The organism is Streptomyces sp. NPDC002130, from assembly GCF_040296465.1.
Lineage (GTDB): Bacteria > Actinomycetota > Actinomycetes > Streptomycetales > Streptomycetaceae > Streptomyces.
On the sequence record NZ_JBEOXI010000120.1, the window covers coordinates 1 to 24,648 of the forward strand.

At 71.7% G+C, this 24,648-nt stretch carries 18 protein-coding genes and 4 pseudogenes; 9 read left to right on the forward strand and 13 right to left on the reverse strand.

Going from position 1 to position 24,648, the window contains the following annotated elements:
- A pseudogene (locus ABT116_RS22645) lies at positions 1–264 on the reverse strand (transcriptional regulator); the annotation flags it as partial.
- 397 nt (positions 265–661) lie between these two features.
- Entirely contained in the window at positions 662–2,296 is a 1,635-nt protein-coding gene (locus ABT116_RS22650) for an acyl-CoA dehydrogenase family protein (protein ID WP_351636832.1), read from the reverse strand.
- A gap of 110 nt (positions 2,297–2,406) precedes the next feature.
- Here ABT116_RS22650 and ABT116_RS22655 point away from each other — a divergent pair, with 110 nt between their 5' ends.
- Positions 2,407–3,573 carry a YihY/virulence factor BrkB family protein gene (locus tag ABT116_RS22655; protein WP_351636834.1) on the forward strand — a complete coding sequence of 389 codons (1,167 nt, stop codon included), beginning with the start codon at positions 2,407–2,409 and terminating at the stop codon, positions 3,571–3,573.
- Between the two features lie 13 nt (positions 3,574–3,586).
- Here the strand turns inward: ABT116_RS22655 and ABT116_RS22660 are convergent, their stop codons facing one another.
- Positions 3,587–4,456, reverse strand: coding sequence for an NmrA family NAD(P)-binding protein (locus tag ABT116_RS22660; RefSeq protein ID WP_351636836.1), 870 nt, complete (start codon positions 4,454–4,456; stop codon positions 3,587–3,589).
- Between the two features lie 81 nt (positions 4,457–4,537).
- Between ABT116_RS22660 and ABT116_RS22665 the strand changes: the two genes are divergently transcribed.
- A complete protein-coding gene (locus tag ABT116_RS22665; RefSeq protein WP_351636838.1) occupies positions 4,538–5,473 on the forward strand; it encodes an AraC family transcriptional regulator in 936 nt (311 codons plus the stop codon).
- A gap of 49 nt (positions 5,474–5,522) precedes the next feature.
- Positions 5,523–6,206, forward strand: coding sequence for a helix-turn-helix domain-containing protein (locus ABT116_RS22670; protein ID WP_351636840.1), 684 nt, complete (start codon positions 5,523–5,525; stop codon positions 6,204–6,206).
- Here ABT116_RS22670 and ABT116_RS22675 read toward each other — a convergent pair.
- Positions 6,192–6,590, reverse strand: a complete 399-nt coding sequence (locus ABT116_RS22675) for a VOC family protein (RefSeq protein ID WP_351636842.1) — start codon at positions 6,588–6,590, stop codon at positions 6,192–6,194. The two genes, ABT116_RS22670 and ABT116_RS22675, sit on opposite strands and share 15 nt — an antisense overlap.
- 388 nt (positions 6,591–6,978) lie before the next feature.
- Between ABT116_RS22675 and ABT116_RS22680 the strand changes: the two genes are divergently transcribed.
- On the forward strand, positions 6,979–7,518 hold the full coding sequence (locus ABT116_RS22680; protein ID WP_351636844.1) for a peptidoglycan-binding domain-containing protein: 540 nt from the start codon (positions 6,979–6,981) through the stop codon (positions 7,516–7,518).
- A gap of 36 nt (positions 7,519–7,554) precedes the next feature.
- On the opposite strand, the gene ABT116_RS22685 is transcribed toward ABT116_RS22680, so the two are convergent.
- From ABT116_RS22685 to ABT116_RS22725, 9 genes are all read right to left on the reverse strand, one after another.
- On the reverse strand, positions 7,555–7,977 hold the full coding sequence (locus ABT116_RS22685; RefSeq protein ID WP_351636846.1) for a helix-turn-helix domain-containing protein: 423 nt from the start codon (positions 7,975–7,977) through the stop codon (positions 7,555–7,557).
- Between the two features lie 188 nt (positions 7,978–8,165).
- Positions 8,166–8,591: a RidA family protein gene (locus tag ABT116_RS22690; protein WP_351636848.1), complete on the reverse strand. Its 426-nt coding sequence runs from the start codon at positions 8,589–8,591 to the stop codon at positions 8,166–8,168.
- 188 nt (positions 8,592–8,779) lie between these two features.
- Positions 8,780–9,838: a LacI family DNA-binding transcriptional regulator gene (locus tag ABT116_RS22695; RefSeq protein ID WP_351636850.1), complete on the reverse strand. Its 1,059-nt coding sequence runs from the start codon at positions 9,836–9,838 to the stop codon at positions 8,780–8,782.
- Between the two features lie 185 nt (positions 9,839–10,023).
- On the reverse strand, positions 10,024–11,661 hold the full coding sequence (locus tag ABT116_RS22700; RefSeq protein ID WP_351636852.1) for a glycoside hydrolase family 43 protein: 1,638 nt from the start codon (positions 11,659–11,661) through the stop codon (positions 10,024–10,026).
- A 93-nt stretch (positions 11,662–11,754) separates the two neighbouring features.
- The gene (locus tag ABT116_RS22705; protein WP_351636854.1) at positions 11,755–12,669 is read right to left on the reverse strand and encodes a carbohydrate ABC transporter permease; all 915 of its coding nucleotides are present in this window, start codon (positions 12,667–12,669) and stop codon (positions 11,755–11,757) included.
- Positions 12,669–13,553 (reverse strand): carbohydrate ABC transporter permease, encoded by an 885-nt coding sequence (locus ABT116_RS22710; RefSeq protein WP_351636856.1) that lies wholly within the window; start codon positions 13,551–13,553, stop codon positions 12,669–12,671. The genes ABT116_RS22705 and ABT116_RS22710 overlap by 1 nt, the downstream gene beginning before the upstream one ends.
- A gap of 7 nt (positions 13,554–13,560) precedes the next feature.
- A complete protein-coding gene (locus ABT116_RS22715) occupies positions 13,561–14,898 on the reverse strand; it encodes an ABC transporter substrate-binding protein (protein WP_351636858.1) in 1,338 nt (445 codons plus the stop codon).
- Positions 14,899–15,303: 405 nt separating this feature from the next.
- On the reverse strand, positions 15,304–16,392 hold the full coding sequence (locus ABT116_RS22720; protein ID WP_351636860.1) for a LacI family DNA-binding transcriptional regulator: 1,089 nt from the start codon (positions 16,390–16,392) through the stop codon (positions 15,304–15,306).
- Between the two features lie 345 nt (positions 16,393–16,737).
- Positions 16,738–17,751, reverse strand: a complete 1,014-nt coding sequence (locus ABT116_RS22725; protein WP_351636861.1) for a hydroxyacid dehydrogenase — start codon at positions 17,749–17,751, stop codon at positions 16,738–16,740.
- A 679-nt stretch (positions 17,752–18,430) separates the two neighbouring features.
- Here ABT116_RS22725 and ABT116_RS22730 point away from each other — a divergent pair.
- From ABT116_RS22730 to ABT116_RS22750, 5 genes and pseudogenes are all read left to right on the forward strand, one after another.
- Positions 18,431–19,192 (forward strand): annotated as a pseudogene (locus ABT116_RS22730) (extracellular solute-binding protein); the annotation flags it as partial.
- A gap of 79 nt (positions 19,193–19,271) precedes the next feature.
- Positions 19,272–19,364: pseudogene (locus ABT116_RS22735) on the forward strand (carbohydrate ABC transporter permease); the annotation flags it as partial.
- 41 nt (positions 19,365–19,405) lie between these two features.
- On the forward strand, positions 19,406–20,929 hold the full coding sequence (locus tag ABT116_RS22740) for a glycosyl hydrolase family 28 protein (protein ID WP_351636863.1): 1,524 nt from the start codon (positions 19,406–19,408) through the stop codon (positions 20,927–20,929).
- On the forward strand, positions 20,926–24,324 hold the full coding sequence (locus ABT116_RS22745) for an alginate lyase family protein (RefSeq protein ID WP_502983915.1): 3,399 nt from the start codon (positions 20,926–20,928) through the stop codon (positions 24,322–24,324). Before ABT116_RS22740 ends, ABT116_RS22745 begins: the two co-directional genes overlap by 4 nt.
- 25 nt (positions 24,325–24,349) lie before the next feature.
- Positions 24,350–24,648: pseudogene (locus ABT116_RS22750) on the forward strand (alginate lyase family protein); the annotation flags it as partial.

Below are 24,648 nucleotides of genomic sequence, written 5' to 3' on the forward strand. Positions count from 1 at the left end.
CAGCAGGCCCTCCCGCAGCACCGGCAGCACATGGCGCAATACCGACGTCTCGCGCCGCCGCTGCACCTCCTCGCGGGACAGCGGGTCCGCCCGCACGTCGTGGTCCGGGTCGATGCCGCCGCGCAGCATCCGTTCCCAGGACCGCTCGATCACCGGACGCGGTGACACCGGAGCGGGCTGCCCGGCCAGGCGAGCGGCGCGGACCTGGCTGAGGACCCGGGCCGCCCGTGTGCTGTCGACGGCGGCCAAGTGCGTGACGTCCATGCGCGTTGCGCCCCCCCGGAGTCGCTTTTGACTGTCCGTCTCATAGTGCCGCCTGCCCCAGGCGGGCGCGCACAGTCCGCACACAGTCAGCAGCAAGTTGCAACCCCCTGCAACCCTGGTGGACGGCCCGGCCGTGTCCGAAACTTGATCCGCGCCGTCCCGAGCGGCGTTCAGCGGCTCGAACGGGCCAGTGCGGCGGGGGTGGTGCCGTGTCGGCGCAGCACCACCCTCGCTCTTCGCGGAGGCGCAACCTTCGCGGACGCGGAACCGCCGCGGACGAGGAACTGCCGCGGACGAGGAACCCGCGGACGAGGAACCGCCGCGGATGAGGAACCTCCGCGGACGAGGAACCTCCGCGCACGCGGACCACGCGGACCACGCGGATCAGCGGCCCGGATCAGGACACCGGCCGGGCCCGCTCCACCACCGACGCCAGATCCAGCGTGTGCGGCAGCGTCCCGAAGGCCGCGCCCCCGTCACCGCCGAGCCGCCCCGCGCAGAACGCGTCGGCGACCTGCGGTGGCGCGAAACGGACCAGCAGCGAACCCTGGAGCACCAGCGCGAGCCGCTCCGCCAGCCGCCGCGCCCGCCCCTCCACGCCCTCCAGATCGGCGAGTTCGGTCAGCAGGTTCTTGATCGCCCCGTCCAGGCGGTGATCGGCGCCGCGCGCCTGCCCGACCTCCCGCAGATACGCATCCAGCGCCCCCGGCTCCCGCTGCAACGCCCGCAGCACGTCCAGCGCTTGGACGTTGCCCGCGCCCTCCCAGATCGAGTTCAGCGGCGACTCGCGCACCAGCCGCGGCATCTGGGACTCCTCGACGTAACCGTTGCCGCCGAGGCACTCCGCCGCCTCCACGGCGACGGGCGGGCACCGCTTGGTCACCCAGTACTTGGCGGCCGGCACCGCGATCCGCAGCAGCGCCCGCTCCTGCTCGCCACCGTCGTCGTAGGCCGCAGCGAGCCGCAGCGCCAGAGTCGTCGCGGCCTCCGACTCGAGCGCCAGGTCGGCGAGGACGTTGCGCATGAGCGGTTTGTCGGCGAGCTTCCCGCCGAACGCCTCGCGGTACGTACAGTGGTGCACCGCCTGCGCCACGGCCTGCCGCATCAGTCCCGCCGAGCCGAGCACGCAGTCGAGCCGGGTCGCCGCGACCATCTCGATGATGGTGCGCACCCCGCGCCCCTCCTCGCCGACCCGGCGCGCCCAGGTCCCGTCGAACTCGACCTCGGCGGAGGCGTTCGACCGGTTGCCCAGCTTGTCCTTGAGCCGCTGGATCAGGAACACGTTGCGCGAGCCGTCCTGGAGCACCCGCGGCACCAGGAAGCAGGTCAGCCCGCCCGGAGCCTGCGCCAGCACCAGGAAGCCGTCGGACATGGGCGCCGAGCAGAACCACTTGTGCCCGGTCAGCTCATAGGTCCCGTCCTCGGCGAGGGGCCGTGCCGCCGTGGTGTTCGCCCGGACGTCGCTGCCGCCCTGCTTCTCCGTCATGCCCATCCCGAACAGCGCCCCGGCCTTGAGGTGCGCGGGCCGCAGCTCACGGTCGTAGACCAGGGACGTCAGCCGGGGCTCCCACTCGGCCGCCAGGACCGGGTCGGCGCGCAGGGCGGGCACCGCCGCGTGCGTCATCGACAGCGGGCAGCCGTTGCCCGCCTCGACCTGCGTCCACACCTGGAAGGCGGCGGCCCGCCGCAGGTGCCCGGCCGGGCGGTCCCAGGCGGCCGTCAGACCGGCCGAGACGCCCTTGCCGAGCAGCCGGTGCCAGGAGGGGTGGAACTCGACCTCGTCGAGGCGGTTGCCGTACCGGTCGTGCGCGAGCAGCCGCGGCGGGTTCTCGTTGGCCAGCCGCCCCCACTCCTGCACCTGGGCCGAGCCGGAGGTCCGGCCGAGCGCGGTCAGCTCGCCGAGGACCTCCTCGCGCAGATCCGGATCGAGATGCCGGTCGACCGCCTCGGCCAGGGCCCGGTCGGCGGAGAAGACGTCGTACCCGACCAGAGGCGGGACCTGGTTCGTCACGGTGTGGGTGCTGCCTGCCATGCTGCGAACGTACCCCGCGGTAGCACCTTGGCACCCGGTGGACCCGGCCCGGTCCGCGAAGACCCGGCCTGTGGGTGAGTGGGGCCGGGCACGGCGGATACCGTTAGGGGGTGCAGCCAGCAAGTGAAATCCCCGACACGCCCTCCGGGCGCCTCCACCGGGCGCGGGCCCTCTACCGGAACGTCTCCAAACGCAGGACCGCCTGGCTGTTGGTCAAGGACACCGTCAACTCCTGCGTCGAGTACCGCATCCTGGGCCTCGCGGCCGAGGCGGCGTTCTTCACTCTGCTGTCGGTGCCGCCGCTGCTGCTGAGCATGATCGGACTGCTCGGTTACGTCGACGCCTGGACCGGCGCCGACACCATCCAGAGCCTCCAGACCAACCTCCTGGAGGCCTCCCGCACGGTCCTGTCCGACCAGGGCGTCCGCGAGATCGCCCAGCCGATCCTGCACGACGTGATGAAGGGCGGCCGGCCGGACGTCATCTCCATCGGCTTCCTGTTCGCCCTGTGGTCGGGCTCCCGCGCCGTGAACGTCTTCATCGACACCATCACCGTGATGTACGGCCTCGACGGCGTCCGGGGCATCGTCAAGACCCGCCTGATGGCTTTCCTGCTGTTCATCGTGGCCCTGCTGATCGGCTCGGTGGCGCTGCCGCTGATGGTGGCCGGGCCGGACGCGGTGGTGCGGATCGTGCCGTGGTCGACGACGGTCGTACAGGTCCTCTACTGGCCCACGGTGATCCTGCTGTCGATCGCCTTCCTGACGACGCTGTACCACGTGTCCGTCCCGGTCCGCTCCCCGTGGATCGAGGACGTGCCCGGCGCGCTGGTCGCCCTCGGCATGTGGGTGCTCGGCAGCTTCCTGCTGCGGATCTACCTGACCAGCACCGTCGAGGGCCCCACGATCTACGGCTCCCTCGCCGCGCCCGTCGCCGTGCTGCTGTGGATCGGTGTGTCCGCGTTCGCCGTGCTCGTCGGGGCCGCCGTCAACGCCGCCATCGACCGGGTCTGGCCGGCCGCCGCGACGGCCGCGGCCCGCGAGGCCAACGAGCGGCTGCGGCAGGCCCAGGTCGCCGAGTACGTCGCCCGCGCCACCGCCACGGGCGAGGCCGACCCCGACATGCCCTCCGAGTTCCCCGAGCGCTGGTCCCGCTTCCTGCCCCCCGAGGACGTCTCGGCCCGCCTGCGCACCCATGTGAAGAGCACCCACGTGAAGAGCGGCCACGTGAAGAGCACGCAGGTCAACGGGGAGGGGCAGCCGCCCGAGGAGAAGTGACGGAACGCCGCTCTCAGGCCTTCCAGGTTCCGGCCGCGGCCTCCTCGCGCACGAAGTCGCCGAAGTCCCGGGGCGCACGGCCCAGCACCTCCCGCACCCCGTCCGAGACGTGCGCGTTGCGGCCGTCGAGGAGGGTGTCGAAGATCTCCGTCATGCCCGCCACCTCCTGCGGCGGCACACCGAAACCGATCAGCGCCTCTCCGTAGTCCCGCGTCGAGACCGCCCGGTACGTCAGCGGGAGCCCCGTCACCCCGGCGATCTCCGCGACGGCCTCCCCGAAGGTCAGCAGCCGCGCCCCGGAGAGCGTGAGGGTCCGCCCCGTGTACCGGTCGCCGGACGTCAGCGCGGTCACCACCACGTCCGCGACGTCCCGCACGTCGAGGAACGGCTCGGCCACCTCGCCGGCCGGGAACACCAGCTCCCCGCGCTCCCGCAGCTCCGCCACCAGCGGCCCCTCACTGAAGTTCTGCGCGAACCACGCGGCCCGTACGACCGTCCAGTCCGCTCCCGAAGCCCGCAGCGCCTCCTCCGTGGGCAGGGCCTGGTCCTCGCCCCGGGCGGACAGCAGCACCAGCCGCCGCATCCCGAGCCCGGCCGCCTCGCGCCCGAGCGCGCCGACCGCCTCCGCGGCGCCCGGAGCGCCGACGTCCGAGGGGAGGACGAGGTAGGCCGCGTCCGCGCCCCGCAGGGTGTCCGCCCAGGTCGAGGCGTCCCACCAGTCGAAGCCCGTCGCCCGCGACGCCGCCCGCACGGTGAGCCCGGCCGCCTCCGCGGCCCGCGCCACCCGGCTCCCGGTACGCCCCGAGGCGCCCGTCACCACCACCGTCGTGACCTGTGTGTCCCGTGCTGTGTTCCGTGCCGTGTTCTCCGCCGTGTTCGTCATGTCGTCGAGTCAACTGCCGTGCGCCGCACGGAACCATCGCTGAACGGCTCATTCCCATACGACCGCGTCTACGCTGGCCGCATGGACGCTCTCGCAGGTCTGCTGGAAGGTCCCCGCGCGAGGGGCGCGTTCATGATCAGGGCCTGCTTCGACCCGCCCTGGGCGGTGCGTGTGGAGGACCGGGCCCCGCTCACGGTGATGCTCGTCGTCCGGGGCGAGGCCTGGGTCGTGCCCGACGGGGGCGAGAGCACGCGGCTGCGGGCCGGGGACCTCGCCATCGCCCGCGGCCCGGCCCCCTACACCTGCGCCGATGCCCCCGGCACGGCACCTCAGGCGGTGATCCTGCCGCAGCAGGAGTGCCGCTACCCCGACGGACGGCCCCTCAACGGCTCCATGGACCTGGGCGTCCGCACCTGGGGCGACCGGCTCGACGGGGAGACCGTGATGCTGATCGGCACCTACCCGATGCGGGGCGAGGTCGGCGGGCGGCTGCTGGACGCCCTGCCTGCGCTGCTCACCCTCACGTCCGACGTGTGGGACTGCCCTCTCACGCCGTACCTCACCGAGGAGATCGTCCGGGACGCGCCGGGGCAGGAGGTCGTCCTGGACCGGCTGCTGGACCTGCTGGTCATCGCCGCGCTGCGGGCCTGGTTCGCACGCCCCGAGGCGGCGGCACCGGCCTGGTACCGGGCCCTGGCCGACCCGGTCGTCGGCAATGTCCTGCGCCTGCTCCAGGACGACCCGGCCCACCCCTGGACCGTCGCCGCGCTCGCCGCGAAGGCCGGGGTGTCCCGCGCCGCGCTGGCCCGCCGCTTCACCGCCCTGGTGGGCGAACCGCCGATGACCTACCTCACCGGCTGGCGCCTCGCCCTCGCCGCCGACCGCCTGCGCGACTCCGCCGACACCCTCGACGCGGTGGCCCGCAAGGTGGGCTACGGCAGCGCTTTCGCCCTGTCGACGGCGTTCAAGCGGGTGTACGGGGTGAGTCCGGTGGAGTACCGGGGGAGGGCGGCGTAGCGGCACCGAGCCCGGACCCGCCGCCGGGGCGCGGCGTAGCGTGGCTCCCATGTACGTGGAGCGGGCATCTCGGCTGCCCGGGGCGGTCGTGTGGACCAACACCCCGTCCCGGGCCGGGGCGGGCCGGGTGCTGCCCGACGGGTGCATGGATCTGCTGTGGCACGACGGGCGGCTGATGGTCGCCGGGCCCGACACCCGCGCCCACCTCCCGGGCGGTGGGACCGGCCCCTGGGCCGGAGTCCGCTTCTACCCGGGCACGGCCCCAGGGCTCCTGGGCGTGCCGGCGCACGAGCTGCGCGACCGGCGCGTCGACCTCGCCGACCTGTGGCCGGCCCCGCGGGTCAAGCGTCTGGCCGACGCGGTGAACGCCGCCGCCGACCCGGCGAGCGGCCTGGAGGAGCTGGCGCTGCGGCAGGCGGCCGGTTCCGACCCCCCCGACCCGCTGCTGAGGCAGGTCGTCACCGCCTTGGACGCGGGCCGCCCCGTCGCCGCGACCGCCGACGAACTCGGGCTCGGACCACGCCGGTTGCACCGGCGCTCCCTGTCCGCCTTCGGCTACGGCCCCAAGACCCTGGCCCGCATCCTGCGGCTGCACCGCGCCCTCGCCCTGGCCCGGGCCGGTGTGCCGTTCGCGGAGACGGCCGCCCGGGCCGGCTACGCCGATCAGGCCCATCTGGCGCGGGACGTACGGGAGTTGTCGGGCGTGCCGTTGGGTGAGCTACTCGGCGGCTAGCGGGGCGAACAGGTCCACCCCGTTGCCGTCCGGGTCGTGCACGACGGCGTACCGCTGCCCCCAGAAGGCGTCCCACGGCTTGAGCTCGCCGTGGTACCCGGAGCCGACCAGCTCGTCGTACAGCGCGTCCACCTCCTCCGGCCCGTCGCAGCGCAGTGCGAGCGAGGTTCGGCCCCCGTCCGCGGGCGGCTGCCACCCGGGCAGGAAGGAGCGGACCGTCTCCTCGGTGTCCAGCATCAGCCGCAGCCCGCCGGGCAGTCCGGCCTCGGCGTGCGGCTGGTCCTCGGTGCCGTCCGGGAAGGCGAACCCGAGCCGGCAGTAGAACGCGACGGAGGCGGCCATGTCGGAGACGACCAGGCCGATGGCATCGAATCGTGCAGTCATGGAGCCACCGTAGGCAGGCACAGGAGCCCCGGTCTTGAAGAAATCGGACGCCCGCGCCGGAGCCCTGGGGCCCGAAATTTTTTCGGTCGCCACAGCAGCCTCCCCGGCCGTCCCCGGTCATCCAGATCTGACGTCCCCGCCCCGAGCCACGCGCGGACACCCCAGCCGCGCCCATTGCCGTCGGTCCGCCGACCCGGGCGGGCCCCCGGCGACCCGTCCCGGCGTGGGAAGCGCGCCGCCTCGTGGGTGGACCGTCCCTGGGCGGCCCGGGGACGGCGTCAGGGCTCGCCGTGGGTGCCGCGGGACCGTGACGCTGTGCCGTGCCAGACGAGACGAGCCGCCCCAGGGGAAACCCGCCGGGGGACGGCGGTTCGGAAAGGACAACCGCATGAGCATGCGCAATCGGGCCGTGGCGATGATGACGGCCGTGATGCTGGGGGCCGGGGGGACCGGCATCGCCCTGGCACCGGCGGCCAACGCCGCGCCCGCCTACTTCGGCATCGACGGCAAGGGTGCCGTGGCCAACGACTGGGAGGACGAGGAGAACCTCGGCGTCGACGCCTACGCCAGGGGCAACGCCATCGCCCTGTGGGAGACCGTGCTGTGGGCGGACGGCGCCCAGTGGGAGGACGACGAGGGGGAGTGGCAGCCCTTCCGGAAGAGCCAGATCGACGGCTCGTTCGGACCGGAGACCGAGTCGGCCACGCAGTGGTGGCAGGGCCGGCACAACCTCCCCGAGACCGACGGCACCGTCGTCAGCGAGAGCTGGGACTTCGCCCAGACGCTGCTGCAGAGCCAGCCGGGCAACATCGTCCAGTACAAGGGCCTCGTGCGGAACGTCAACTTCAAGCGTGTGGGCGGCAAGTACCAGGTGAAGCTGAAGAACGTCGGTCCGTGGAAGTACGCCCACTACCGCACGCTCGGCTGAGCGACACCGTCGCCGGGCAGCGGCCGGCCGCGACGGTCACCCGCTCCCCGTCGGCAGCACCCACAACAGCCCGGCCAGCAGTGCGACGATGACCGCGAACGACACCAGGGCCGCCGCCCGCCAGCGCCGGTACTCGGCACCGGCCGGCGGCGCGTGGGCCGCAGGCTCCGCCGGCCCGGCCGCCGTCACCCCGTGCGGCCACGTCCGGTCGGCCAGATCCCACAGCGCCAGCAGCCGTGCCTGCTCCGCCCCCGCCACCCGGCACAGCGCCTGCACCGCTCCCCGCGGCGGTTGTTTGGCCCCGCTGAGATACCGCTGCCAGGACGACTTGCTGTAAGCGGTCCGCCGGGCCAGCTCGGCGAGACTCAGACCCGTGCGGTCCTTCAGGGCCCGCAGCTGCTCGACCAGGTGGCGTGCCTCCCTCGGCAGTGCGTCCGGAAGCGGCCGCCAGCGTGTCATGGTCGTCCCCCCACTGCTCGCCGCCGCCCCGCCCCCGGACACCGGCCCCTCCCCACCGCATCGTTCGACGCCGGGCCGTCCCGGCCAGTTCCCCCGGGCGGCGGGCGCGCGACGCGCACCAGGGGTGTGCGGCGGGCCCCCGCACGCCCACGGCCGGTGTCCCACGCGCCCCGCCGGGTCCCCGTCCCTCAGACCACCCCGACCGGTCCCGTCGGCCGCACCGCGACGGCGTCGACCTCGAACAGCATCCCGGGCAGTGCCAGCGAGGCCACCCCGCTGAGCGTCTGCGCCGGGAGGCGCTCCCCGAAGCGGGCGTGCAGGGCCTTGCCCAGGATCTCCAGCTTCCCCGGGTCGTGATCCACGATGAACGTGCCGAGCCGTACGACGTGTTCGTAGCCGAGACCGACGCCCTCCAGTGCCGAGCGCAGCCGGTCGAAGGCCAGCTCCACCTGCGCGGCGAAGTCGCCCGGCACCGGCGCGCCGGTGGCGTCCGAGGCGTACTGGCCGCCGATGAAGACGGTTTCACCGGGCGCCGACACGGCGTGGCTGTAGCCGAAGGGCGTGGGGTCGTGGAGCGTTGCCGGGTTGGTGATGGTGCGCGGGTCGCGCGTCATGGGAGGGAGTCCCTTCGCCGAGTACGTCCGCCGTGACACCGACGGCGGACCTGACACTCCCGGCAACTCCCCGCCCGCACAGGTGTGTTCCCGCCCCGGCACGCCGGCGCCTGGCTGTCGCGCACGCGTACGACGCCCTCCCGACGGCCGACGTCGCTCGACGCACTCCCGTCGCTCACCGAAGGCGTTTACCCCGGCCCTTCCTCCGCGCGCGGCGCCGCCGTGCTCGCCCGTTCCACCAGCCGCGTCGACAACTCCGTGCGCGTGCTCTCCGGACGATGGCCGTCCATCAGGCGCAGCAGCGACCGCAGGGCCGTGGCGGCCATCTCGGACAGCGGCTGGCGCACGGTGGTCAGGGCGGGGGAGGCCCAGCGCGCCTCGGGCAGGTCGTCGAAGCCGACCACGCTGATGTCGTCCGGGACCCTCAACCCCCGTTCGGCCAGGGCCTCGTAGACGCCCAGTGCCATCCGGTCCGAGCAGACGAAGACGGCGGTCGGCGGCTCGGACAGGCCGAGGAGTTCCAGCATGCGGCGGTGGGCGACGCTCTCGTCGAAAGCGGCGTGCCGGACGTACTCGGCGCGGTGCCGGATTCCTGCCGACGTGAGCGCCGACCGGTATCCGGCGACCCGGGCGCTGCTGCACATGGTGCGCCGGGGACCGGCGATGACGGCGATCCGCTCGTGCCCCAGGGACAACAGGTGCTCCGTGGCCGTCAGGCCGCCCTGCCAGTTCGCCGCCCCCACCGAGACCACGCCCTCCGGCGGCTCCTGCACCGGGTCGATCATCACGAACGGGATGCGGTGCTGCTCCAGCCACGCGTACTGCGAGTCGCTCAGCTCGGCCAGGTTGAACAGCACGCCGGAGGAGCCCCGGGCGACCAGCTTGTCCAGCCAGCCGCGTTCCGGGCGGCCGACCCGGGAGCGGATCAGCGCCGCCGACACCACGACCTCCAGGCCCGCGTCGTGCGCCGCCTCCTCCACGCCGTGCAGCACCGCACCCGACCAGGAACTCTCCAGCGAGTGCACGACCAGGTCGACCAGCCGGGGTGCCTTCGCCGCGTCGAAGCGGGGTCTGCGCACGTACCCGAGCCGGTCGAGCGCCTCGGTCACGCGGCGGCGGGTCTCGGGTGCCACGTCCTCGCGGCCGTTGACCACCTTCGACGCGGTCGGCACCGACACCCCCGCCTCGCGCGCCACGACCGCCAGTGTCGGACCGGCTGCCACGCTCGCACTCGCCGTACGGACCATCGGGAACCCACCTCTCCGGCCCGCCCGAGGGCCGTGGAAAGTTTCGACCAGCGCTGCACACGGCGGTCACGGGGTCCGGCCGGGCAGAAAGCGCTTCCTATCGTAGGTGGGGCGCAGGACGGCGGGAAGACGAGTGGATTCACTGCTTCGCGCCGGTCAAAACTTTCGAAACCCCGAACGGCGCCTCAGGCGGGTGTGCAGGTCAGCCGAAACCCGGTGAAGTCCGCCGTGAACGCCGCTTCCACGAGGTCCCGGGCGTGGATCCCCGCCATCGCGCCGGTGAACCGCAGCCGGGAGCCGTGGTCGTCGGACAGCCGGCCGAAGTCCAGCACCGGCCCGACCGCGGTACGCACCTCATCGCGGACGTACCAGAAACGGGCGTCGGCCCCCTCTACCGTCACCCCCAGCGTCACCGGCCCCCTGCCCACCGGCCCGTCCACCGGCCCGTCCACCGGCACCTCGACGACGGCGACCTGCCGTAGGCCGTTCTCGTCACGCTCGACGAGACTGAGCACCGTCCGGCCACCGCCACCGCCACGGCCTCGTGTCCCGCTCCACTGCTGTCCGCGCTGCGGTTCGCCCTCCGGCTCCGCCCACGTCAGGTCCAGGGCGAGATACGCCTCGGGGTTGTACCAGAGCACCAGCCCGGCCGCCTGCGTGAAGGTGACCGGCCGTGCCTCCACGGTGACTTCGGCCTCCGCGTGGTGCTCGGTGACGCGCTGGGCCAGCAAGGAGGCGGCCCAGCGGGACTCCGGCCCGTGCCGGCCGCGCAGCCGGATCCACCCGGGGCGGGCCGTCGTGTCGGCCCAGGACGGGTCCGGCGACTCGCGCAGGGTGCTCCACGGCCAGGACAGGTCCGCCGGCGGTGCGGCCGGTGGCAGCGGGTGCGGTCGCGTCGGCACCTCGACCTCGGCCGCGGGGTGCCACCCGCCCTGCCGCAGCCGGGGCCAGCCCTCCGCGTCCCAGGTCACCGCCTGGATCGCGGTCTCCCGGCCGAGGGTGCAGCGGCGGCCCTGTGGCGTGTGCAGCGGACGGGCCGTCAGGTGGCTGAGCAGCCACTGCCCGTCCGCCGTCTCGACCAGCTCGCCGTGCCCGGCCTTCTGCAACGGCACCCGCGGATCGTCCCGGGTCGTCAGCAACGGCCGTCGGTCCAGCTCGTACGGCCCCGTCAGTTCCTTGCCGCGAGCCACCCGCACCCCGTGCTCCCAGCCCGTGCCGCCCTCGGCGAGCACCAGGTAGTACCAGCCGTCGTGCCGCAGCAGCTTCGGCCCCTCGATCAGCCGGTCGTGCTGGAGCAGCAGGTGCGTGCCGCCGACGGGTTCCAGCGTCTCCCGGTCCAGCTCCGTCGCGACGATCCCCGCGAACCGCTCACCCCCGGGCCGGTGGTCGTTCTGCAGGTTCAGCAGCCACAGCCGGCCGTCCTCGTGGAACAGCGCCGGGTCGAAACCGTGGCTCGCGACCCGGCGCGGGGCGCTCCACTCACCGCCGACGCGGGAGGCCGTCGAGATGTAGGTGTCGAGGTCGAAGTAGGGGGTGCCGACCGAGCGCACGACGGTGTACGTCACCCAGAACCGTTCCCCGTCCCAGCTCAGCGACGGGGCCCAGACCCCGCCCGAGTCGGGCACCCCGGCCAGCGAGCCACCGGGGGCCGCCCCCTGCACGTGGCCCGCGTACTCCCAGTGGGCCAGGTCGCGGGAGCGGTGCAGCGGGATCGTCGGGAACCACTCGAAGGAACTGGTCGCCACGTAGTACCAGTCACCGACCCGCACCAGCGACGGATCGGGGGCGAAGCCCCTCAGGACGGGGTTGTGCAGGACGGTCACGCGAGGGCTCCCGGAGCGTCGGCCGCCCTGGAGGCCGCAGGGAGTCAGGCTCACCTGCGGCCCCCAGGAGTCGGGGGATTCGGCGAAGGGGGGTCACTTGAGGGCGCCGAGCGTCACACCCGTCCGCCAGTAGCGGCGCATGGCGACCATCATGATCGCCATCGGGACGATGGACAGCAGCGCGCCGGTCAGTACCAGGCCGGTCAGGTCGATGCCGGACTCCAGGCGGGTGCCGGACCAGTTGTAGAGGCCGAGGTTGAGCGTCCAGTTCTCCTTGCCGCGCAGCACGGTCAACGGCAGGAAGAAGGCGTTCCAGGTGTTCACGAAGGCCAGCAGGAACACCGTCGCGCCGCCGGTCGTCATCATCCGCAGCACGATGCTGAAGAAGATCCGCAGCTCGCCGGCGCCGTCGATCCGGGCCGCCTCCAGCAGCTCGTAGGGAATCGTCGCCTCGGTGTACACCTTGGCCAGGTACACGCTGAAGGGGTTGATCAGGCAGGGGATCAGCATCGCCCACGGCGTGTCCACCATGCCGAGCGCGGAGAACAGCAGATACAGCGGCAGCGTCAGCAGCGCGATCGGGATCAGGAACGAGCCCACGACGCACGCGAAGACCGCGTTACGCCCGGGGAAGTCGAAGCGGGCCAGTCCGTAACCGGTTGCGAGCGCGATCAGCGTGCCGCCGAGCGAGCCGACGCCCGCGTACAGGAACGAGTTGGCCGTCCACCGCAGGAAGATCCCGTCCTGGTAGGTGAACACCTGATGCAGGTTGTCCCACAGGTGCCAGCCCGAGAACCACAGGCCGTTGCTCTGGTACAGCGCCGTGCGGTCCTTGGTCGCGGCGACGATCAGCCACCACACCGGAAACAGGCTGTAGACACTGGCCAGTACCAGCCCGACGAGGAGGAAGCGCTGGCCGCCCCGCCCGCGGGAGGCCGGGTCGGGCTCTGACAGCCGTCGCACGCCACGGACTTCAGGCCGCTCGGTCGTCCGCTCGGTCAGCGTCATCAGTCGGCCTCCTTCGAGGTGAGCCGGTAGAAGAGGAAGGAGGCGACGCCCAGGATCAGGGCCAGGAGCACCGACAGGGCGGCCGCGTAGTTGTAGTTGCCCGCGTTGAACGCCTGGTTGTAGATGATCATGATCGGGGTGAAGCTGTCGCTGACCGTCTGCGGGGTGATGTTCCGGAACAGCGCCGGCTCGTTGAAGATCTGCAGCATCTGGATGATCGACAGCAGACCCGTCAGGACCAGCGCCCCGCGCACGAACGGGATCTTGATACTGCGCGCGATCTGCAGCTCGGAGGCGCCGTCCAGCCGGGCCGCCTCGAACAGCTCCCGGGGCACTCCCTGCAGCGCCGAGTAGATGATCACCATGTTGTAGCCGATGCCGTGCCAGGTGAGCAGATTGCCGATGGACGGCCACACCATCGACGGTGCGAAGAAGTTCCAGTCGAGGCCGAGGGACTTGCCGATCGCGGTGAGCGGGCCGACGTCCGGGCTGTAGAGGTTGACCCACACGATCGCGGCGACCACGCCCGGGATCATGTACGGCACCAGCAGCACGATCCGGAACCTGCTCGCCGCCCTGGACGTCAGCGCGTCCAGGAAGAGCGCCAGCAACAAGCTGATCAGCAGCATCAACGGGATCTGGACACAGGCGAAGAGCACCACCCGCAGGATGGAGTTCACGAACGCCGAGTCCGTCAGCCCCTGGGTGTAGTTGTCGAGTCCGACGAACTGGGTCGTCGCACCGCCGAGGCCGAGTCCGGACTGCTTCTCCGTGAACAGCGACTCGTAGACGGCGTAGCCGATCGGAAGCAGATAGAGAAACAGGAAGCCGAGCTGAAAGGGCACCGTGAAGGCGGCACCTTTCCAGCGCATGGAGCGAATCATCGATGCCTCAGCCCTTGACGCTGATACCGCGGGACTTCAGGTCCTTCACCGTCCACTCCTGCATGTGCGCGAGCAGGTCGGTGACCTTCTCCTGCTTGTTGACGACCTTGGCCCAGCCCGCCTGGAGCTCGGTGAACATCGCCGTCCAGTTCGGCCCGAAGGTCCAGTCGGTGGTGACCGTTCCCAGGCTGTCCGTCACGACCTTCTGCGCCGGCTCGTAGTTCTTGCCGAGCAGCTTCTGCGAGATCGACTCACCGACGTAGGAACCGCTGTCCTTCAGCGCCGGCATCACGCCGTTGCCGGTCTCCGGGCTCGCCATCGTCTTGACCGCGTCCTGGTTCGTCGACATCCACAGGGCCGCCCGGGCCGCCTGCTTCCGGTCCTTGCACTGCTTGGTCACCAAGGTCACGCCGCCGGTCAGGTTCGTGCCGGCCGGTGTCTTCGCCGCCTCGCCCCGGTACGCCGGCCAGGGCGCGAGCGCCCAGTCGCCGAAGGACTTGGTGAAGTTCTGCACCATGCCGGCCATCTGCCAGGTGGAGATCTGCCGGGTCGCGGTGGCACCGCTGTCGTAACTGCGCTGCACGGCCGCGTAGTCGGCGAAGGACAGCTTGGCGTTCAGGTCGTTGTCGATGATCTCCTGGATCACCTTCGCGGCCTTCAGGGTGCCCTCGTCCTGGAAGTCCACCTTCCAGGCGTTGCCGTCGATCGCGTACCAGTGCGCCCCGGCCTGCATCGCGAGCACCTCGAGGGTGCTGGGGTCCTCACCGGCGTAGTTGGTGATCTTGATGTTGTGCTTCTTCAGGACCTTTCCGGCGGCGATGACGTCGTCCCAGGTCGCCGGAGGCTTGAGCCCGTACTTCTTGAAGATGTCCGTGCGGTAGATCGTGAACTGGGGCGCCGAGCTGGTGGGAACGCCGTAGAGCTTGCCCTGCACCTGCGCGCTCGCCCAGGCGCCGGTGTTGAACTCGTCCTTCTCGCCCTCGACGTAATCCGTGATGTCGGCGAGCGCGCCCTGCGAGACCCAACTGGTCACGTACTCGGCGGTGTTCTGCACCAGACAGGGAGCGTTGCCGGCCTTCACCGCGTTGGTCAGCTGCTTCTGCATGGTCAGCTGGTCGGTGACCTTCGTGTACTTCAGCTGGACGTCCTTGTGCGAGGCGTTGAACGCCTTGACGACCGCCTCCTGGCCGTTGGCCCAGCCCCAGAAGGGGAGGGTGACCGGGCCGGACTTCGACGCCGCGTCGTCACCCGAGTCGGAACCGCCGCAGGCGGAGAGCAGACCTGTCAGCGCGATACCCGCGACAGCGGCGGAGGCGAACCTTCTCCGGGGGCTGGTGAAGTTCATCTGACCGTGATCCTTCGGAATAGGGCGTTCTCAGAACGAGAGGACGGCGGCGGCTCGGGGTGCGACCGGGAACGGCGGCCGGAAGAACGTCGGCTCGCGGTTGTGGGGGGTTCGACCAAGCGGAAGCTGTAGTAAGCGGTTGCTGGGACGTTAGGCGGATGTGTCCGCTCATAGCAAGAGGTGCGCGGCAATTTGTTTCGGCGGGCGGTCCGGGGTGCCATGGCCGAGCGCACGGCCGATATCTCTGCCGCACTGGATGTGTGCGCAGGTCAAAGCCGTGTGACAAGGGGGGCGCCGACGCGCGGTGGGCATGGCGAAGAGCCTCGAGACAGGCCTCGAAATTGGAGTAACCGGTTACGTAACGCTCTCTACGGCGGCGCGCTCGGCTGCCCCGGGGCCGGGCCGCTACCCGCGGGGAGCGGGCGGCTGGACGGAGTTGCGGACCACGACATGGGTGCCCAGGATCAGATGGTCGCCGTCGGCGCCCTTGCGGCGGCCCGCGCCGCCCTCGCGCCGGTCGGCCACCGCCCGCAGCGCTACCCGGCCCATCTCCTCGTACGGCACGTGCACGGTGGTCAGTTGGGGTGTGAGCTGCGAGGCCAGCGGGATGTCGTCGTAACCGACGATCGAGACGTCCTCGGGCACCCGCAGCCCCGCCGCGCGCAGGGCCTGCATGGCGCCCGCGGCGACCACGTCCGTCCCGGCGAGCACCGCGGTGAAGTCCGGTGTCTCGTGCAGCGCCGCCTCGACGGCCTCGTAGCCGTGGTCGTAGTCGTACCGGCCGTGCCGGACCAGCCCCCGGTCGAACGGCACCCCGTACGCCTCGAAGGCTCGCTGAGCACCTCGCAACCGGGCCTGGGCGGTGGTCAGTTCGGCGTGCCCGGGCAGGACCAGCACGCGGCGGTGGCCCGCCGAGAGCAGGTGGCTGGCCATCGCGTAGGCGCCGCCCTCGTTGTCGTAGTCGACGGTCGTCGCCGGGACGTCGCCCTCCAGCGGGGGCCGGCCCACCAGGACCAGGTGCGAACCGGCCGCGTCCAGGGAACGGGCGAAGCGGGCCATGCGCAGCTGGTACTCGTCGTAGTCGTAGGCACCGCCGAGCAGGATCACCGCGGCGACGCCCTGCTGGCGCATGAGGTTCACCAGCGCGAGCTCCCGCTCGGGGTCGTCGCCGGTCGTGCCGACCAAGGAGAGCCAGCCGCGCAGGGTGGCGGCGCCCTCGACGCCCTTCGCCACGTGGGCGAAGGCGGCGCCGGTGATGTTGTTGATGAGGATCGCCACCGTCGGTGTGCCGCCGCCTGCGAGTGAACGGGCATGGGCGTTGGTGACGTAGTCCAGGTCCCGGACCACCTTCATCACCCGGCGGCGCAGCTCCTCCGACACCGGGTAGTTGCCGGACAGCACCCGCGAGACGCTGGCCACGGAGACGCCCGCGCGCTCCGCGACATCACGGATGGTCGCCCGGCCGGCGTCGCTCGTCGCCTTGCGCTGACTCACCCTTGCGGCTCCTTCACGGTAGTGACCCGGTCGGTTGTGGTCCGGTTGTCGTGGTCCGGCCGGTGGCGGACCGGTGCGGTGCGGCCGCTGAACTGCGGCCGCGGGTCGGGGCCGTGGCGTCCCGGGTCCTGGTGCGCCGGGCCGTGGGGTGCCGGGCCATGGTGCCCCGGCCGCCGTGCCGCAGCCCGCCGTGCCCTGGCCCGGCGGGTTGCGGAGCCGGTCGCGACGGCCCCGGGGCCATCGGTGCGGAAACCGTATCCCATCATTACTCCAGGCTGGGGGGCCTGTGGACAACGGGCGCCGCGGTACGCCGCCGCGCTGTCACGCACCCGCGCCGGATCCGCCTCACGCCACCCGCGCCAGATCCGCGCGCCGCACCTCGTGGACCGGCGGCACGCCCGCCGCCAGGCGCTCCAGTTCCTCGACGACGATGCGTCCGAGCCGCTCCAGCTCGTTGCCGAGGGAACCGGCGATGTGCGGGGTGAGGAACACGTTGGGCAGGTGGTACAGCGGCGATCCGGCGGGCAGCGGCTCCGGGTCGGTCACGTCCAGCACGGCGTGCAGCCGGCCGGAGACCAGCTCGTCGGTGAGCGCCTCGTGGTCGACCAGCGCGCCGCGGGCGGTGTTGACGAGCACACCGCCGTCCCGCACCAGTGCGAGCCGGTCACGGTCGAGCATGTGATGGGTCGCCGGGATGTCGGGGGCGTGCAGGCTCACGATGTCGCTGCGGCGGAGCAGATCCTCCAGCGACAGCGACTCGGCACCGAGGGCGGCGGCCTCGGCGGGGCTCACGTACGGGTCGTGCAGCAGGACGGTGAGGTCGAACGGCCGCAGCAGTTCCAGCAGCCGGCGGCCGACGCGCGAGGCGCCGATGACGCCGACGCGACGGCCGAGGTTGCCGGTGGCCGCCGTCTCGGCGGGCCCCGGGTAGGCGTGGGTCCGGCGGAAGCGCTCACGGTGGTCGAAGGCGTCCTTGCCCAGCAGCAGGATCATCGCGAGCGTGTACTCCGCGACCGGCAGGGCGTTGCCCGTCACCGCGCTGGACACCGTGACCCCGCGTTCCCACAGGGCCTCGCCGACCAGGGAGCGGACCGAGCCGGCCGCGTGCAGCACGGCGCCGAGCCGCGGAGCCGCCGTGAGCACGCCGGTGTCCAGGTGTGGGCAGCCCCAGCCGGTGATCAGTACCTCGGCGGAGGCCAGGGCGGCGGCGCCGGCCGGATCCGCGAAGTCCCGTACCACCAGCCCGGGATCGATGTCGGCCGTGCGCCTCAGCCGCTCCATCAGCGGCGGAGGGAAGAGCAGCGGGAGGTGAACCGGGTCCATCGCGAACACGGCCCGCGGCAGCTGAGGGCTGGGCATGACTCTCCTGGAGCAGGGGGATAGAAACAGTTTCAGAAAACGTCTTCTACCGTAGATCTGTCAGGAAGCGGGGGTCAATCGCCCGTCGGGGGCGACCTCTGGAGGCGCGGGCGGGTGACGGATCCCGTGCGGCAGCTCCGGAGCGCGGCTGCTGTCGGAAATCGATTACTACGCTTTCGATGGCGGAGGGTCAGGCGTGGACGGGTCACCGACGGGCCTACGCAGCGACAAAGGGCTGCGACGCAACCGGTTCCCGTCGCTCGGTGTTTTCGAAAAACGGCTCAGGCTCTTGACGCGCCATCCCACCCGGAAGAAGCTCTGCCCGACGCGTAGCAACCGGTTGTCACACGGATTCCCCGGTCAGCGTTCCGAGTGTTCCGACATGCGACCGGCATGTCGAACAGCAAGAGCAGGAGGTGGCGCGTCCATGCACCCACGTGCTGGTGCGTCCCTGAGCCGCCGACGATTCCTCGCCCTTTCGGCAGCCGGTGGCACAACCGGCGCGGCAGCACTGAGCGGCTGCGCGATGCGGGTCTCCAGCGGTGTCAGCGTCGGCGGCGAGACCGTCACGGTGATGGCCAAGGCCGACGACTTCTCCCCGGAGCTGATCCGGCAGGCCCGGAAGGACCTCGGCGTCAAGATCGTCACGGTGCGCTACGACATCACCAAGCTCATCGGCATGATGACCAATGGCGCCCCGCCTGACCTGGTGCGCGGCGTCGGAGCCACGGACGCGCCCTACTTCGCGGCCCGCGACGTGATGGAGGACCTGGACCCCTACTTCGCCCGGAGTCACGTCCTCAGGGCCGGCGACCTCGACCCGGTCAACGACCTGTGGCGCTACGACGGCCGCACCCAGGGCAAGGGCCCCCGCTTCGGCATGGCGAAGGACTTCTCCCAGGACTCCATGTACTGGTACAACACCGCCCTCTTCGACGAGGCTGGCGTCGGCCACCCGCCGGAGACCGAGCCGGTCACCTACGAGGAGTGGCTGGAGGACGCCAGGCGGCTCACCCGGCGCAGGAACGGCCAGACGACTGTCCTCGGCGGCAGCTACCAGGGCGTGCTCACCCCCAACCTGCTGGCGAGCCTGACGGCGTCCGCCGGAGGCAACCTCTTCACCGACGACTTCTCCCGGGTCGACTTCACCACCCCCGAGGCCCGCAAGGCCCTGGCCTGGTACGTCGAGTACGGCCGGAGCAGGGTCGGTCCGAGCATCGTCCAGCCCGACCCCAACGCCTGGGACGGCCCCACCTACCAGGCGGGCCGGATGGCCATGTCCAACTCGGGCTACTGGCTCGGCGGTCTGATCAACACCGACAAGAAGCTGGCGCCACTCTCACGCCTGGCCCCGGCCCCGCTCTTCGCGGGCGGCCGGCGGGTCAGCCCCTGCCAGGCCGGCACCGGTTTCTGGATGCCGAAGCATGCGAGGAACAAGGACGCGGCCTGGCGGGTCTTCGAGTGGTTCTTCGGCGAGGGGCCGGCCAAAGCCCGCGCGTCCGGCGGCTGGGGCATCCCCGGGCTCCGTGATGTACGTCGTGCCGATCCTGTTGATCTTCCTGATCGCCCAGCGCGGGTTCGTCGCCGGGATGTCCACCTCGGGTCTCAAGTAGCCCTGCCTTTACCCCTGTTCATGGTTCGCAAGGAGTCGCAGATGTCCCCGTCCCTGTCCCGCCGCAACGCCCTCCAGGCGGCCGGCGCCACCGTTCTCGCCGCCGGGTTCACCCAGCTGTCGGCGACCGCCGCCCGGGCGGACGAGGCCGCCGTCGTCGCGCCGAAGCTGGTGACCTATCCCCGTCCGTCCGCCATGCCGACGAACACCAGCTTCAAGGTGCGGGTGCGCACCGCCCCCGACGGCGAGTGGCAGACGCTGGACATCTGGCGCCCCCAGCTGGGGGAGATCAACCCGACCACCGGGGCCGGCAAGACCTACAACTCGTCGCTTGCGTACTTCGACTTCCAGGGATCCGTCGAGGTTGAGGTCACCTACCTCAAGGGCGGCACCACCAAGGTGCGCGTGAGACCGGACTCCTACGGCATCAAGCCCGAAGTCGGTGGTGACACCCTGCGCTTCACGCTCGACCAGCCGCGCAACGTCGTCGTGCAGATCAACGACGACATCTTCGACTGTCTCCACCTGTTCGCCCGAGCGGTCGAGAAGAAGATGCCCGCGCAGGACGACCCGAACGTCCTCTACTACGGCCCCGGCGTCCACACCACTGCCGACGGCACGCTGCTCGTCCCTTCCGGCAAGACCGTGTACCTCGACGGCGGGGCCGTCCTCAAGGCGACCGTGATCTTCCGGAACGTGGAGCACGCCGGGATCGCCGGCCGGGGCGTGCTCGCCGGGACGGCCGGCGGCGGCGCCCTCGTGGAGAACTCGCGGAACATCTCCATCGGCGCCGTCACCGTCCTCAACCCGAACGGCTACGCCGTCCAGCTCGGCGAGGCCACCGGCGTCACGATCAAGGGCCTGGGGTCCTTCAGTTCCAAAGGCTGGGGCGACGGCATCGACGTCTTCTGCTCCAGCAACGTCGTCATCGACGGCGTCTTCATGCGCAACTCCGACGACTGCATCGCCATCTACACCCACCGCTGGGAGTACTACGGCGACACGAGCAACGTCACCGTGCGCAACTCCACCCTGTGGGCGGACGTCGCCCATCCCATCAACGTCGGCACGCACGGCAACTCGGACAACCCCGAGGTCCTGAAGAACCTCACCTTCAGAAATCTCGACATCCTGGACCACCGCGAACCCCAGATGGGCTACCAGGGCTGCATCGCCCTCAACCCGGGCGACAGCAACCTCATCAAGAACGTCAAGGTCGACGGCGTACGCGTCGAGGACTTCCGCTGGGGCCAGCTCATCCACATGCGGGTCATGTACAACACGAAGTACAACACCTCGGTCGGCCGCGGCATCCAGGACGTCTACGTCAAGGACCTCTCCTACACGGGCAAGCCGCTCGCCACCTGTCTGCTGCTCGGCTACGACGCCAAGCACGCCATCAAGGACGTCACGTTCGAGAACCTCGTGGTCAACGGCACGGTCATCGCCGACTCGATGAAGAAGCCGACCTGGTACCTCACCACCGACACCATCCCGATGCACGCCAACGAGCACGTCCTGAACCTGAAGTTCCTCACCACCGCCGAGGCGGCCGCCGCGTCATGAGCACCGACCCCATGAGCACCGACCCCGTGAGCACCAGCCGCCTGACCGACAGCCACCCCGCATCCGCCGCACCGAGCCGCCGGGGCTTCCTCGGCGGTGCGGCCGCCCTGCTGCTGGCGGCGGGCGCGAGCGGACTGCTCGTCCCCGGCACAGCGCGGGCCGCCGGCCGGGACGGCACCGCACCGCGCTCCTTCACCCACCCCGGCCTGCTGCACAGCGCCGACGACCTGGCCCGGATGAAGGCCGCTGTCGCCGCCAAGGACTCCCCGGTCCACGACGGTTACCTCGCCTTCGCCGCCCACGCGCGCTCGAAGTCGACCTACGCCGTCCAGAACACCGGCCAGATCACCACCTGGGGCCGTGGCCCGACCAACTTCCAGAACCAGGCCGTCGCCGACTCCGCCGCCGCCTACCAGACCGCGCTGATGTGGTGCATCACCGGCGAGCGCGCCTACGCGGACAAGTCCCGGGACATCCTCAACGCCTGGTCGGGGTCCCTCACCGCCGTCACCGGCGCGGACGGGCCCCTGGGCGCGGGGCTCCAGGTCTTCAAGTTCGTCAACGCCGCCGAGCTGCTGCGCCACACCGGTTACGACGGCTGGGCCGAGGAGGACGTCGAACGCTGCAAGGAATCGTTCCTGCGCGTCTGGTATCCCGCCATCTCCGGCTACATGCTCTACGCCAACGGCAACTGGGACCTGACGTCCGTCCAGTCCATCCTCGCCATCGGCGTGTTCTGCGAGGAGCCCACCCTCTTCGAGGACGCGCTCAGATTCGCCGCCGCCGGGGCGGGCAACGGCAGCGTCCCGCACCGCATCGTCACGGACGCCGGACAGGGCCAGGAGTCCGGGCGCGACCAGGGGCACGAGCAACTCGCCGTCGGCCTGCTCACGGACGCCGCGCAGGTCGCCTGGAACCAGGGCGTCGACCTGTACGCCTTCGACGGAAACCGGCTGCTGAGAAACGTCGAGTACGCCGCCCGCTACAACCTCGGCGGCGACGTGCCCTTCGTCCCCGACCTGGACCGCACCGGCAAGTACATCAAGACGTCCGTCTCGGCGACGGGGCGCGGCACCCTGCCCCCGATCCACGAGATGGCGTACGCGCACTACGCGGGCGTCCGCGGCCTGGACACGCCCTTCACGAAGGCGGCCGTCTTCCGCGGCAGTGGAGGTGCCCGCGTCGTCGAGGGCGGCAACGACGACCTGCCCGGCTGGGGCACCCTCACCTTCGCCGGCACGAAGGCCCCGTCGCCGTCCGCCCCCACGGCTCCGGCCGGTGTCACGGCGGTCGGCGGCGACAGCTCCGTCACGCTGGCCTGGCTGCCGTCGGCGTGGGCCGAGTCGTACACCGTACTGCGCGCAGCCGCCGCCGACGGGCCGTACGAGCAGCTCGCGACCGGGCTCACCGACCCGATGTACACCGACCGCCGGGCCCGCCGGGGACGCACCTCCTACTACAGGGTCGTCGCGGCCAACTCCCACGGAGAGAGCGACCGTTCGGCCTGGACGGCAGCGGCCCCCGGGCTCCCCGGTCCCTGGAAGACCCATGACGTCGGAGACGTCAGGATCCCCGGCTCGGCACTGTTCGACGGGGAGCGGTTCGTGCTGGAGGCGTCCGGTACCGCCGACACCCACCGCCTGGCGTACCTGCCGCTGCGTGGCGACGGCACGGTCACGGCCCGGATCGTGTGGCCGCTCAGCTCCCAGTACTCCAAGATCGGCGTCACCGTGCGGGCCGCCCTGGACGCGGACGCCGCCCACGCGGCCATGCTGATCCAGGGCCTGCCGCTGCACACCTGGAGCGGTGTGTGGAGCGTACGGGCGAAGGCCGGGGGAGCGGTCAGGGGCACCGGCAGCACACCCGTGCCGCCCTCACAGCAGCCTGCCATCACGACCGGCGCCGCCTTCCCGATCTCCTCCCTCGGTGACCTCCCCGAGTCGGCGACCCCGCTCCGGGCCCCGTACGTCGAGGGCGCCGGCGACGGCTACCGGCTGCGCACGCCCTACTGGGTCCGGGTGACCCGCCGGGGCGGCCGCTGCACCGGGGCCATCTCCCCGGACGGTGTCCACTGGACCGAAGTCGGCACCAGCGACGTCCAGTTGGGCAGAACGGCCTACGTCGGTCTCACCCTCACCTCCTGCCTGGGCGTCGACGAGGACTACGCCGAGACCGGCACCGGCGCCTTCGACAACGTCAGCGTCACCTCCCGCACGGGCGGTGAGGTCTGGTCCGTGCCACGCCCCGCCCGTGCCGCGGGCGACCTGCGGGCCGCAGCGGGCACCGACGCCGTCGAGCTGGCCTGGACCGACCCGGACCTCTCGGCCCGCTACACGGTCCTGCGCTCCACCTCCGCCAAGGGGCCGTTCGAGATCCTCGCGAGCGGCATCGGCCCCGTTGGCTTCGGCACCCGCATCCGGTACGCCGACGCGACCGGAACACCCGGCACGACGTACCACTACACGGTGGCGAAAACGAACCGCGCCGGGCACGGCCCGCTGTCGGCTCCGGCGAAGGCGACGATGCCGACACCCTCCCCACCCCGACTCACGTCACCCGACGTGGCGTTCACGAACCAGGGCGCTCCCTTCCAGCACCTCCTGCGCGCCACGCACGAGCCCACCCGCTTCACCGCGAAGGGACTGCCCGACGGGCTGCGACTCGACCGGCGCACCGGCCTGATCTCCGGAACCCCCACCCGGACCGGCGAGTTCACCGTCACCACCACCGCCGGCAACGCGGCCGGAGAGGCCGTCGGCACACTCACGCTCACCGTCGGCACCCCGCCGCCCGCGCCCTGGACCCACGGCGACCTGGGCGACGTCATCCTCGACGACCGCGCCTACGGCACCCTCGGCGTGGTCGCCGTCCAGACCCCCGGCAGCACCTCCCACGAGGCCGGCACCTTCGTGGTGCGGGGCGCCGGAACCGACCTCACCGTCAACAACCAGGGCATGACGGGCCAGTTCGTACGACGGCCCGTCAGCGGTGACTGCGAGGTCACCGTCCGCCTGGTCTCCCGCGCCGGAGCCACCGGCGACCGGGTCGGCCTGCTCATGGCCAAGTCCCTGTCGCCGTTCGACCTGGCGGCCGGGACGATCGTCACCGGCGGCACGAGCGCCCAGCTGATGCTGCGCCCGACCGTCGCCGGGAAGTCCGCCTTCACGGGCAACGCGGCGGTCACCGCCCCCTGCCTGCTGCGGCTGAAGCGCACAGGGACGCACTTCACCGCATCCGCCTCGACCGACGACGGCGCCACCTTCACCCCCCTCGCCGACGGAGACATCCCCGGCTTCGGTGACGCCCCCTACCACGTGGGCCTCGTGGTCTGCTCCCGCGACCCCCTGGCCCGCAGCACCACCGAGTTCGACGAGGTGAGCATCACCCCCATGTAGTACTCCACGGATCGGAGAACCCCACATGAGCCGCACGTCCCCCCACACGCACCACGAGGGCGGCCGGGTGAGCCGCCGCGGTCTGCTCAAGACCGCAGGTGGCCTCACCGCAGCCCTCGCCCTCGGCGCCACGGCCACGGCCACCACGGCCGGTGCCGCACCCGCCACCTTCACCCACCCCGGCATGCTGCACAACGCCGGCGACATCAACCGCGCCAAGGTCAGGGTCGCCGCGGGCGACGACCCCTGGCTGTCCGGCTGGAACAAGCTGACCGCCAACTCCCACTCCCAGTCCACCTGGACGAACCGGGCCACGGCGACGAT

Coding starts and splice junctions, on each gene's coding strand:
- ABT116_RS22650 (WP_351636832.1), bottom strand. CDS start 2,296: ATGGCAGGCAGCACCCACACCGTGACGAACCAGGTCCCGCCTCTGGTC.
- ABT116_RS22660 (WP_351636836.1), bottom strand. CDS start 4,456: ATGACGAACACGGCGGAGAACACGGCACGGAACACAGCACGGGACACA.
- ABT116_RS22665 (WP_351636838.1), top strand. CDS start 4,538: ATGGACGCTCTCGCAGGTCTGCTGGAAGGTCCCCGCGCGAGGGGCGCG.
- ABT116_RS22670 (WP_351636840.1), top strand. CDS start 5,523: ATGTACGTGGAGCGGGCATCTCGGCTGCCCGGGGCGGTCGTGTGGACC.
- ABT116_RS22675 (WP_351636842.1), bottom strand. CDS start 6,590: ATGACTGCACGATTCGATGCCATCGGCCTGGTCGTCTCCGACATGGCC.
- ABT116_RS22680 (WP_351636844.1), top strand. CDS start 6,979: ATGAGCATGCGCAATCGGGCCGTGGCGATGATGACGGCCGTGATGCTG.
- ABT116_RS22685 (WP_351636846.1), bottom strand. CDS start 7,977: ATGACACGCTGGCGGCCGCTTCCGGACGCACTGCCGAGGGAGGCACGC.
- ABT116_RS22690 (WP_351636848.1), bottom strand. CDS start 8,591: ATGACGCGCGACCCGCGCACCATCACCAACCCGGCAACGCTCCACGAC.
- ABT116_RS22695 (WP_351636850.1), bottom strand. CDS start 9,838: ATGGTCCGTACGGCGAGTGCGAGCGTGGCAGCCGGTCCGACACTGGCG.
- ABT116_RS22705 (WP_351636854.1), bottom strand. CDS start 12,669: ATGACGCTGACCGAGCGGACGACCGAGCGGCCTGAAGTCCGTGGCGTG.
- ABT116_RS22710 (WP_351636856.1), bottom strand. CDS start 13,553: ATGATTCGCTCCATGCGCTGGAAAGGTGCCGCCTTCACGGTGCCCTTT.
- ABT116_RS22715 (WP_351636858.1), bottom strand. CDS start 14,898: ATGAACTTCACCAGCCCCCGGAGAAGGTTCGCCTCCGCCGCTGTCGCG.
- ABT116_RS22725 (WP_351636861.1), bottom strand. CDS start 17,751: ATGCCCAGCCCTCAGCTGCCGCGGGCCGTGTTCGCGATGGACCCGGTT.
- ABT116_RS22740 (WP_351636863.1), top strand. CDS start 19,406: ATGTCCCCGTCCCTGTCCCGCCGCAACGCCCTCCAGGCGGCCGGCGCC.
- ABT116_RS22745 (WP_502983915.1), top strand. CDS start 20,926: ATGAGCACCGACCCCATGAGCACCGACCCCGTGAGCACCAGCCGCCTG.